This window comes from Wolbachia endosymbiont (group B) of Horisme vitalbata, assembly GCF_964028625.1.
Lineage (GTDB): Bacteria > Pseudomonadota > Alphaproteobacteria > Rickettsiales > Anaplasmataceae > Wolbachia.
Map to the genome: position 1 here is coordinate 824,571 of NZ_OZ034797.1, position 11,880 is coordinate 836,450.

Sequence of the window (11,880 nt, forward strand, 5' to 3'; positions counted from 1 at the left end):
ATCTTTTGCTTCTATTATTTTTTTATTGTTATTAAGGCAATCATGCAACCTTAAGCAATAAACCTACTTTCACTCTCTATAAGGCTATTCTACTTAGAGCTTGAATAGTGAAAACATCTTTAAGCGCAGAAGCTATACCTGTGTTTGCTTTCTCTTTTTTTACTTCTACAACTGTATAACCAAAAATTGCACCTAACGCTAGACTAATGGTAGCTGATGCTGCACAAACTGCAATCGCTGCTCCCGCAGAACATGATATTGTCATACCTGCAACATAACCTATTGCACCACTCACGCCAATGCAGACGTATTTCTTCCGCAGTTCTTTTTGTATGTAACCTTTCAGATATTCTTTTACATCTAAATGCCCGTTTCTAGTAGCATAATTCAGAGCAGTGTTTTCATAGCCATCTTTCACATTAACATTTGCTTTTGCTGTTTCTATCAGGTACTGTACTACCTCTAAATAGCCACTTCCAGCAGCCCACATTAGAGCAGTTCTTCCATAGTGATCTGTTGAATTAATATCTTCTTTCTGTTTTTCTATCAGGTATCTTACTGTTTCTAATTGACCATTTTTGGCAGCTGAAAATAATCCTGCATGATTGTTAATCATTTGTGCAAATGATAATGTTTTTAGTTTAGGGGGTTGTAACTCTTGAGTATTAAAGTTTAATTGTGCTGGAACAATTTCTACTTCAAGCTCTACATGTTCTCTTGTGAAACGATCAAGTAGCCTTTTTACCTGATCAATTGTTTGAATTCTTACCTTATAATACCGCGATAAAGAATTGATTATTTCCCTGTTGTTAAGAAAAAATATCACTAATTCTATTTTACCTGTTAAATCTTTAGCATAGATTGAGTATTCTATATTTAATCTATCTTGTGAAATATTTCGTATTGTCTCACTCTCTGTCCAAATTCTTACCTGTTCATTAATTCTCTTACTTACAAGAAAATTATATAATTCACTATCTTCTTCCTTCATTTTATTGAGCTCATCCTTACAGTCATACCAATAAGATGATAACTCTGGTATACAAGTAGGAAGAGGCAAGCGAGGTATTGACATATCAAGATTAGCTATTAAATGATATCTAGTTAGAAGCTTTGCTATCTCCGTATGGCCATTTACAATAGCATATGTTAGGGCAGAGAATTGACCTTTACGTTTCACATTTAAATCAGCTCCATTTGCTATTAGAAGTTGTACTACCTCAAGATGACCATGGGCAGCAGCATGAATTAGAGCAGTTATGTTTCCCGGAGATTCTGCATTAACATTTGCTCCCTCTTCTATCAAGTATTGTAATATCTCTAGTTGACCATTGTCAGCAGCCCATATTAAAGCAGTTCTCCCATAATCATCATCTATTGTATTAATAATTGCTCCACCCTGTATAGCTTGCTGAACAAAATCTAGCTGTCCTTTTTTAGCAGCATCAATTAGCTGCGCATTTAGCTGTTTTTGTGATGGCATATACCCCTCCTAAAATAAATATACAATTTAAAGCTATTTTAGCCACTATTCAAGTTTTAATGGCTAAAATTGATTGAATCACTTTTTAGTGTTTTTTTATGGTTGTTTGAGTCTAGCAAAGATGAGTCTATATCACAATCTAGTAATTCTCCTACTGCACTTAGTAAACCAGCTGTACAACCAGCTATTTTGATCTGGATGAGAGGAGATATAATTTATAACCACTCCCCTATCCTTTCTAGTTGTTTGTAGATGTTAAATCTCAGGAATTTATCAAAATAAGGAGAGGCAATGAAGGGAGTAGTATCTATTAAATAATTAGATAAGAAATCTGGTAGAATATTCTGAAATTCATGCATTTTTTGTCTATAATCTTTCAAAGCAATAACCTTTATTTTATCATAATCAAGTTTCCAATAAGCAAGCTCCGAGACTTCTTTTTTTGTTGTGTATTCCACTGCTAAAGCTTGTAAAATTAATTGCGGGAAAAATCCTGACATAACTTCCTCATTGGAAGGTGGTGAACCAAGTTTATAGTCTATAATTGCTACTTGCCCACCTGGTAGATACTCAACTCTATCACATCTTGCTGTCAATAAAATTTCTTCTGTCATTCGAGTCTCTGACCAGCTCTTATTACACAATTGTCTGGTGTGTTCATTTGCAATCAAATTTTCTGGATCCAAGTAGTCAAGCACTGGGATGACACCCTTATTCTTAGTGGAAGTTGTACAGCATCCGCGCAGTTGTGTGTCACGCGCTGGAATATGAAATATCGGATAGGAAAAGCTCTTCTCCAACTCAACTTGATTGTTTCCAGTCCTATCAAACTCAACAAAAGATTGAATTATCCTCTGCAACCTTACCCACCACATATTTGAAAAGTGGAATCGATTAGACGAGAATATTTCTCGTGCAATACTCATCAGCGACTTTTCGTTGCGTAAATATCTTGCAAAAATATTGTGTACCATAGTGCCAAACTCCAATATCGATGGCTTAAAATTTAAGTCTTTCAACTGTCTAAGGTTCAGTATGTATTCAACATAAAATGAATAAGGGTTACGAATCAGTTTTTCTACCGCACTGCAAGACATCACTTGCATTTTTTCTTCTCTGACTTTGGCTTGAGGTTTTGGCATAGGCTGAGTACATGGAACAATGCACTCAGGTGTATTTAATATTCTTAGCCAATTGCGATAAGGATATTTTGGTTCTTGTAACAGAACCTCCAAACGGCGCAATAGAATTGATTTTCTATCACTCACTAGCCTCGTAATATAAACCTTGCCGGCACCAAATAAATTGCGCAAAGTATACAAAAAGCACCCTTGCTCTTCTTGCACAGAAGGAAGGTTAAATTTTTCTCTATTCAGTGCACTCAAAAACGGATTCTGAAAATTTGGTATATCATTAAATCCAGCAAGTATTACAACTTTATTTTGATATAAGCTAAATTTATCAAAGTTATTTTCTGGAGAAAAAAACTTCCTTTTTAAAAATAATATCAGGATTTGACTATATAACTCTAAGGAACACTCAATTGCTATACCGTCACATGCATTTAAGAAATCACGAGTAAAATTACCTATTTCACCATTTAGCTCTAGAAAATTCACATTAGAAAGCACATTAACACACTGTAAATGTGCTGCTGCTATATCAGAAATAGGATAATTTATAAGATTAAGTAAAAGATTAAATATAGTTTCTAATCTACTGATAATAATTAATATATCTTCTTTATATCTTAGCTTTTTACAAGTACTAATAGCGTTGATAATATCCTTAAGACCATTTATATCAAAGCTACGCAATACTTCTATCTCAAACTCAGATAAAATACGAGTGTACTCTTCTTGAGCGTAACCAAAAGTCACTAGCCTATGTTTAAGAAGAGAAAGCAATGCCACACCGTTCCATTTTGAGTTCAAAATCTCAATACTATAAAGCAGAAGCGTCACATAAGAATAGTTTTTCGATATGGGGCACACCATACGAACTGCAAGTAATTTATCAAAAACAACCAAAGAAACGTTTTCATAACCTTCATTCTCCATAATTAGTGACGTCACCTGTGCTTCTTCCTCTCTGGAATCACAAGTGATGACTTCAATATTGCCAATATATCCATTACTAACTTTACTTAGATCGGCAGTTGTATCAAAGACATAATCTAGTTCAGGACTGCCTGTCATCCCAGCCCTCTGATTTTTAGTGTACGAACATTGTAATTTGCAGGTAATTTGAGTAGTAGATGATGTCATTCCAGTGCTTGACACTGGAATCCAGTTTCTATTGTACAGCCACCTGGTGCACTCATTTAAAGTTAAGTTTTCTGGATCCGAGTGTCTGGGCACTGGAATGACATCAGAACACGCTTCTGGCAGAAAACTTACATCCTCTCTGCCTATACTTAAATAATCGAGCAGATCTTTCAGGCAATATTGATAATGTTTTTTATCAAGTGATTGCCAATCTTTCTCTTTAATTTTCAAATTCAGATTAGGTAAAATTATCTTTCCAAATGGCAGGTCGTATACAGCTTTAATCAACAACTTATAAATCTCCTCCTTTCCAATTCCAATAAAGATCATATGCTGATCTTTCTTCAGGGAGGCTATCATATTGTTTATGTAGTCACTCTTATGCTTTAGTATATCTACTACTCCTAAATTTTTTAAAGTGTTACTCCAAGTTTTGATAAGTAAGTTTATGAAATTCTCCATTTTCTTCGAATGCTCATCAAGCTGATAACAATCCGCTATTTGGGTATATTGAAGTAATGACGGCAAACTGTAAACTAGATCGATTGGAAAACTATCATTGTGTTTTTTATTCCACTCCAATATAAATTGAATGAGTAGCAGCGTTCTCTTTGTCGGGTTAATAACTTTAACTCTATCAAGATTTAATATTAAATCTTCTTCATCAATGTTTTCTAGTGAAACTATCTCTGGCAAAATTATAGTTCTGTAATTCTTGAATGCACTCAGCAATGCTATCACATCCCTCTTGCAGGGAAGTATGATCTTTATCTCGGGAATTTTTTCTCTTTCATATTCAGAAAATATGTGCTGAACCAGAACATCAAAAAGGGACTCATTCACATTAACAGTAAAAACTCTTCCCACTAACAGTAACAATTAATACAACACTTTTATTGTATAGAAATTATTTAAAATATAAATGTGCTCGCAGTTTCTTATGCTATGATATATTAAAGTCTTTCACAATATTACATGGCAAACATCAGAATAGAAGTTTTTAATAAATGTGAACAAGTTGGCCGCAGAAGGGTAGTTAATGTTTACTTGATTTACATAAGCAAAGAATTACCATCAAAATTACATGAAGAAATTTGTGGGCTATTTTATAATAAAGTCATACAAGACTGCCGTTATTATTCCTACAATGAAAACCTTCAATATAACTTCATAGAATCACAAGAAAAGTGGGGCTTGGAGATAAGCTTTTTACCTGGCATGACCGATAACGTAGGAAACACGGCAAAACAAATTGTTAGAGAATATCTAATGAGCAAAGGCCACATTGATGAAAGTGTTTCTATCAAGGCAAGAAGTTCAAAATTGATTCTAAGTCAAGGAGGTTTTCCAACCGAAGATGACATAAAACAGGAATTCAATCCTATTACTGAATATTGCAAACTTGTCTATAAAGAAAACGGCAATTGCCATTGGAAGTATTACAGTAAACCAAATACCCCACCTGTTGTCATTACAGCGCGTGACCAGGAAAAAAAAGAATGGATTCCAGTGTCAAGCACTGGGATGACACCAGGTAATAATGGAGCAAAATCTGTCAAACTCAATGTAAGTGACCAAGAGCTTGAAAAAATCAGCAGAGATGGAATCGATGGTAATGGCACTTTAGGGCTCTCGCTGGCAGCAATGAAAGCTATAAAGGATTACTTTAAAAAACTCGGTAGAAATCCATATGATATTGAACTTGAGTCTCTGGCACAGACTTGGTCTGAACATTGTAAACACAATATTTTTTGCTCCCCTATTGATGAAATAAAAGATGGTCTATATGCTCATTATATTAAGCGTGCAACGCGTGAGATAAATTCTAACATATGCGTGTCAGTTTTCTCCGACAACGCAGGAGGAATAATTTTTGATGACGATTACTTGATTGTAGATAAAGTTGAAACTCACAATAGTCCTTCAGCTCTCGATCCGTTCGGTGGAGCAATGACTGGAGTGCTTGGAGTTAATCGAGATATAGTCGGTTTTGGCAAAGGTGCAGAACCTATCATGAATACTTATTACTTTTGCTTTGCCAAAGAATCAAAAGGCAAACTTTATAGAGATAAAGAGCGTACTGATAAAATCTTACCACCAAAATATATAATGAAAGAAGTGATTCACGGTGTTAATGTTGCTGGTAATTGCTCCGGTATTCCAACGCAACTTGGATCGGTATACTTTGACGATAGATTCTGTGGAAAGCCATTAGTTTTTGTTGGAAGCATCGGAATTATTCCACGGAATATAAATAATGCACCTTCACACATAAAAGAACCCAAAAACGGTGATAAAATCGTAATTATTGGTGGAAGAGTTGGAAGGGACGGAATTCACGGTGCAACTTTTTCTTCAGAGGCATTGTCGGGAAACAGCCCTTCAACAATTGTGCAAATTGGTGATCCTATAACACAAAAAAAATTATCCAACGCCGTCGTAAAAGCAAGAGATCTTGGTCTTTATAATGCAATAACGGATAATGGAGCAGGCGGTCTATCATCGTCCATTGGTGAAATGGGAAAAGACGGATTTGAAGTTGATTTGAGCAAGGTTCTCCTTAAAAACGATGGTATGGCTCCGTGGGAAATATGGATATCAGAATCACAAGAGAGAATGACCTTAGCAGTGCCAGAAGAAAATCTTCCTGCGTTTAAGCAAATCATGAAAACACATGATGTGGAGGTCTGTGTAATTGGAGAATTCAACAAAAGTGGCAAAGCCGTTGTTAAATGTCCCCCAGGGGCAGTAATAATGGACATCGAAACTGAATTTCTGCATGATGGTAATCCTAAAATGCATTTACAGACAAAGCCATGGTCTGGAAAATCTAACCCATACGCTGTCATTCCAGAATTCTCTCCTGTTATCCCAGTGCTTGACACTGGAATCCAGCAGGCTTTGTCTGCAAATAAATCTAAAACTTTATGTAAAAATACGTGCGATGGCAGAGTTGAGCTTGAGATAGATTCCAGTGTCAAGCACTGGAATGACACCTTTGCACTAAAAGAAATGCTAAGCAGACCAAACATACGCAGCAAAGAGTTTATAGTGGTGCAATATGACCATGAGGTTCAAGGATCGTCAATACTGAAACCACTGCAAGGCAAGGGAAGAGTGTGCAGTGAAGCTGTTGTCTCGAGGCCAGTCCTTTCTTCAAACAAAGGTGTTGTAAAATCGCAGGGATTTGGCTCAAGTTATGGAGAAATTGACACTTATCACATGGCAGCATGTGCGATTGACACTGCAATACGCAACTACGTAGCTGCAGGAGGAAATATAAATCATCTAGCGTTGCTCGACAATTTTTGCTGGTGCGATGCTTATAATCCAGAAAGATTGTGGCAACTAAAGAGATCTGCAGAGGCTTGTTACAACTTTGCAACTGCATTTAAAACGCCATTCATATCCGGAAAAGACAGTATGTTCAATGACTTCAAGGGATATGACGAAAATGGCGAGAAAGTGATGATATCTGCACCACCTTCACTACTCATTTCAGCAATTGGAGTTATAGACAATATTGAAAATGCGGTATCGCTTGATGTGAAAATGCCAGGGGACTTGATATATGTGCTTGGTACAACCCACGATGAGCTTGGTAGATCTGAATATCAGTTATATAGTGGAATAGATAATAACAACGTGCCAAAAGTTAATGCAAAGAGCGCTAGGAAGTTGTATGAACGTTACAACCAGGCAATAAAAGATGGCATAATTGTCTCTGCAATTGCACCAAACTTAGGCGGCTTAATTATTGCTTTGGCAAAATCGCTAATTGCAGGAGACCTTGGTGCTGAAATTGATCTTTCACTAGTACCAATAGGAAAAACACAAAATACAGACATAATAAACAAGATAATAATGTTTTCTGAATCGCAAAGTAGAATATTAGTAACCATTGCCCCGCAAAATCAGCGGAAGTTTGAAGAATTGTTTAAAGGTATAGTTTTTTCATGTATTGGAAAAGTGACAGAGGAGAAAGCTCTCAATATAAAGGATATTATAAGAATAGATTTGAAAGACTTAGGTACTAGTTTAAATAACTTTTGATTACGCTAGACAAATTTTTCATTATGTGTAATGTCTGATTAAAATAAATGCATATTATTAAATTTGGGTAGGTGATTATGTCCATTTTATCAATACTCTTGCTTATCAGTCTTTCTTTACTTAACACTTCAAATAAATTAATGATATGTGCTGCCTTATTTGTGGGAGCTACTTTAGTTGTAAACTCAATGGTTGAGTTTTATGGTAGAAGCAAAGCTACTTACAGCTTAATAGTGTGTACAGTGATATGCTGTCTTTTTAAATTGCAAAATTTTAGTTTTATGATACTGGTTCTATATACTGCAATTTTAATCTCTCTTCTCTCAAGCATAGTTGTTTTTGAAGAATTAAAGTCGAAATTGAATTTTCATATGGCAAATTTCATCACTTTAATTATAGCATCGGTCATTGATAGTACGATTATTTGTGTTGGACTACTATACAAAATTTCTGCAGGTAAATGCTTATCAATATATATTAAAGATTTAATTTTCAAGTTTTCCTATGCATCGATATTGAGTATCTGCTTGTTTGTAGGAATGTATTTATTCTCCTTGGCAAGCAAGAAGTATTTTAAGGTTTCTGCATAACCCGTCTTCTGATATAGCCAAAATAGTTTAGATTTAACTATAACCGTCATTCCGCTATTTGTTAGCAGCTTGGCAGTATAATGTGAAAAGCTCTTATTCGGATAGCGGTTCTAAAATCACAGTAATTGGAAACTGTTAACTTAAGTTATCCTTTAAGAGAGCTAGTACAATTTCTTACAGGTTTCATACATGATAAGAGTTTTATTTTTAGCTAAACCAATTGAAATAAGCTATAAAATCTGTTAAAGTCAGCTTTGTGCAAGCACCCTTAGCTCAGTTGGATTAGAGCATTTGACTACGGATCAAAAGGTCGGGCGTTCAAGTCGCTCAGGGTGCACCATATTTTATAGGAAATAGAGGTCATACTTGAAATTCATATATGTAATACCTATCTTTAAAGGTAAAATACTGAGCTATTATATATGAACAAAAAAGACTACTATGATCTGCTAGAAGTGAGCAGAAATGCTAGTACTGACGAGATAAAAAAAGCATATAAAAAACTAGCATTAAAATATCATCCTGACAGAAATCCTGGTAATAAGGAAGCAGAGGAAAAATTTAAAGAAGTAACAGCTGCATATGAAGTTCTATCTGACTCTGAAAAAAGAGCAGGTTATGATCGTTATGGTCACGATGGTGCTTCCGGTGGATTTGATTTCAGCCAAGCTGGAGGGGATTTTAGCGATATATTTAACGATTTTTTTGGTGGAGGATTCGGCGGCAGTACAAGTAGGTCAAGAACAAAAAGAAGTACAACAGGAGTATCTGGAGCAGATCTGCGCTACGACCTTAAAATTACCTTGGAAGATGCATTTAAAGGAATACAAGCACCTATACATTATGTGACAAATATAAAATGTAATACATGCCAAGGCACAGGTAGCGAAGGAGCAATCAAACCAGTTCAGTGCAACACATGCCAGGGAAGCGGTAGAATTAGAACTCAACAGGGCTTTTTTACCATTGAAAGAACGTGTACTACATGCTATGGGGAAGGAGAAATAATACAAAATAAATGTAAGAAATGCGGTGGAAGTGGACGTAAAAGAGATGAAGTAAATATCTCCGTTTCAATTCCAAAAGGCATAGAAGAAGGAGCTAAAGTAAGGGTCAGTGGTAAAGGAGAAGCTGGAGCAAGAGGTGGAAAAAGCGGAGATTTATACGTATGTGTGAAAATAGCTACTCATCAGATCTTCACTCGCAATAGAGCAGATTTACACTGTAAAGTGCCTATAAGAATGACACTAGCAGTACTTGGTGGTGAAATCGATATTCAATCAATTGATGGAGCTAAAATAAAAGTAAAGGTCCCTGAAGGCACTCAAACTGGTACCAAACTACGTTGTAGGGAAAAGGGTATGCCATATATGAACTCACATGCTCGTGGTGATTTATACGTACAGGTAATAGTTGAGACTTTAAATCCAAAGAATTTAACCCAAAAGCAGATTGAGCTATTAAAAGCGCTTGAGGAAGAGGAACATGAAAGTGTAGAGCAGAAATCTGAAGGATTCTTTGGAAAAGTAAAAAAAAAATGAGAAATTTGCTAAATGATATAAAGAGGTAGCTGTATACACTTAATTCTTTTTACCAATTTGAAAGCCTTCTCTTTTAGTGAAAAGATTTTTTTAAGTTATGCAAAAGTGATAAATTCCTTTATTTAAGGTCGAAGTTTTGCTATCCTCGCATTTTAATAATTTAAAATTAATGAACATAAACAAAAATGAGTTTTTATTTCTTCCTCTTGGAGGAGTAGGAAGAATTGGGATGAACGTTAGCCTATATCATTATCAAGGCAAGTGGATTATGATCGACCTTGGTATCGGTTTTGCAGATGAAACTATGCCAGGTGTTGAGCTGCTCATCGCTGATGTAGATTTTATTGCTCAAAGAAAAAAAGATTTGCTTGGAATAATAATTACACATGCACATGAGGATCACTGTGGTGCAGTGCCTCATCTGTGGGAAGAGTTAGAATGTCCCATATATACAACAAAGTTTACGGTTAACTTTCTCAAAGAAAAATTGAAAGAATTTCGATTGGAAGGTGTGGTACCTGTGAAAGAGGTAGACATAAATGGCAGCATAAATTTGGGTCCTTTTACCGTTGAGTTTATAAATGTAACTCACTCAATTCCTGAGGCAAATTCAATATTAATTAGCACTGAAGCAGGTAGTGCACTTCATACTGGGGACTGGAAATTTGATCCAAAACCTGTTGTTGGATTAATTTCTAATATAGAGCGTTTAAAAGAAATTGGCGATAAAGGTGATCTACTTGCAGCAATTTGTGATTCAACAAACATACTGAGCAAACACGACCCTGAATCAGAAAGTGAAATTTATGATAATATTTACAATATAATAAAGCGGTCTAAAAAATTGGTTGCTGTCTCGCTATTTGCCTCGAATGTGGCGCGAATTGAAACAATAAGCCAAGCTGCAAAAGCACTAAATAGAAAAGTGGTTTTACTTGGCAGATCTTTATGGAGAATAGTGAAAGTTGCGCAGGATAGTGGTTATTTAACTGATTCTCCTGAGTTTCTAGAAGCAAAGGAGGCAGTAAATTTTCCAAGGGAAAAGCTGGTGCTACTTTGCACAGGTTGTCAAGGTGAGCCACTGGCAGCTACCGCAAGACTTGCCGCTAAGAGTCATCAAGCATTTAAAATGCAGCAAGATGATACTATGATCTTTTCATCAAAAATCATTCCTGGCAATGAAACTCGTGCACATAACATGCTCAATGCCTTTATTGAGATGGGAGTGGAAGTTATTACTGAAAAAACAGAGAATGTTCATGCTTCCGGACATCCAGTAAAAGCAGAGCTAAGGGAAATGTATTCTTTGATAAAACCTAAGATAGCTATTCCAGTTCATGGTGAGTATATTCATACGGATGCACATGTAAAGTTCGCTAAAGAGTGCGGTGTGAAAAAAGCAATAATGATTGCACCAGGTGATATTGTTAATTTGGAGAATGGAGAAAAAGTTAGTTCAATTGATGTTGACTACTTTGGTATTGATGGTACGTTGCTACGCCATCCAGAATGCAGCGTTATAAAGATGCGTGAGAGAATGAGAGATGCTGGGGTTATTGTAGTAACAGCAATTGTGAATAAGAAAAACAAATTGCTCGCTAAGCCAAAAGTATTTGCACCTGGTGTTTTCGAAGCGCAAGAAGATGCAGCCATTATGCAAAAGATCATAGAGAAGGTTGAGTCAGCATTTAGTCCACAACCGATAAAAAAAATAAGAAATAAGATTGAAAGTTCAATATTTAGTATCTTAAAGGAATATTTACTAAAAAGACCTATAATTGAAGTCCAAATAGAACAGGTATAGAAATATACCTCTTTTTATTAACCATTATTTGAGTAAGAAGTTAACAATGTATTCTTTGATGTTATTTCAGCATGCAATACTGGAATCCGTAAAAAAAAATCAGTGTCAGATGACACAACTATACAAACATTGTGATTTGAAT

Annotated in this window: 6 protein-coding genes and 1 tRNA gene; 5 read left to right on the plus strand and 2 right to left on the minus strand. The window is 35.6% G+C overall.

What is annotated here, in order from left to right; all coding sequences use genetic code 11:
- Positions 1-76: 76 nt before the first annotated feature.
- Positions 77-1,483, minus strand: a complete 1,407-nt coding sequence (locus tag ABWU56_RS04035) for an ankyrin repeat domain-containing protein (protein ID WP_353281095.1) — start codon at positions 1,481-1,483, stop codon at positions 77-79.
- 215 nt (positions 1,484-1,698) lie between these two features.
- A complete protein-coding gene (locus ABWU56_RS04040; protein ID WP_353281961.1) occupies positions 1,699-4,617 on the minus strand; it encodes a PD-(D/E)XK nuclease family protein in 2,919 nt (972 codons plus the stop codon).
- A 108-nt stretch (positions 4,618-4,725) separates the two neighbouring features.
- On the opposite strand from ABWU56_RS04040, the gene ABWU56_RS04045 reads away from it, so the two are divergent.
- From ABWU56_RS04045 to ABWU56_RS04065, 5 genes are all read left to right on the plus strand, one after another.
- On the plus strand, positions 4,726-7,803 hold the full coding sequence (locus tag ABWU56_RS04045) for a phosphoribosylformylglycinamidine synthase subunit PurL (protein WP_353281096.1): 3,078 nt from the start codon (positions 4,726-4,728) through the stop codon (positions 7,801-7,803).
- Positions 7,804-7,880: 77 nt separating this feature from the next.
- Positions 7,881-8,393 (plus strand): membrane protein, encoded by a 513-nt coding sequence (locus tag ABWU56_RS04050; protein ID WP_010401691.1) that lies wholly within the window; start codon positions 7,881-7,883, stop codon positions 8,391-8,393.
- A gap of 262 nt (positions 8,394-8,655) precedes the next feature.
- A tRNA-Arg gene (locus ABWU56_RS04055) sits at positions 8,656-8,733 on the plus strand.
- Between the two features lie 82 nt (positions 8,734-8,815).
- Positions 8,816-9,934 carry a molecular chaperone DnaJ gene (gene dnaJ / locus ABWU56_RS04060; RefSeq protein WP_012481762.1) on the plus strand — a complete coding sequence of 373 codons (1,119 nt, stop codon included), beginning with the start codon at positions 8,816-8,818 and terminating at the stop codon, positions 9,932-9,934.
- 169 nt (positions 9,935-10,103) lie between these two features.
- Positions 10,104-11,738 carry a ribonuclease J gene (locus ABWU56_RS04065; protein ID WP_353281097.1) on the plus strand — a complete coding sequence of 545 codons (1,635 nt, stop codon included), beginning with the start codon at positions 10,104-10,106 and terminating at the stop codon, positions 11,736-11,738.
- Positions 11,739-11,880: the final 142 nt, after the last annotated feature.

Bases quoted from the DNA above. Each gene is read 5' to 3' on its own strand.
- ABWU56_RS04065 (WP_353281097.1), top strand. From the start codon at position 10,104: ATGAACATAAACAAAAATGAGTTTTTATTTCTTCCTCTTGGAGGAGTA.
- ABWU56_RS04035 (WP_353281095.1), bottom strand. From the start codon at position 1,483: ATGCCATCACAAAAACAGCTAAATGCGCAGCTAATTGATGCTGCTAAA.
- ABWU56_RS04045 (WP_353281096.1), top strand. From the start codon at position 4,726: ATGGCAAACATCAGAATAGAAGTTTTTAATAAATGTGAACAAGTTGGC.
- ABWU56_RS04050 (WP_010401691.1), top strand. From the start codon at position 7,881: ATGTCCATTTTATCAATACTCTTGCTTATCAGTCTTTCTTTACTTAAC.
- dnaJ (WP_012481762.1), top strand. From the start codon at position 8,816: ATGAACAAAAAAGACTACTATGATCTGCTAGAAGTGAGCAGAAATGCT.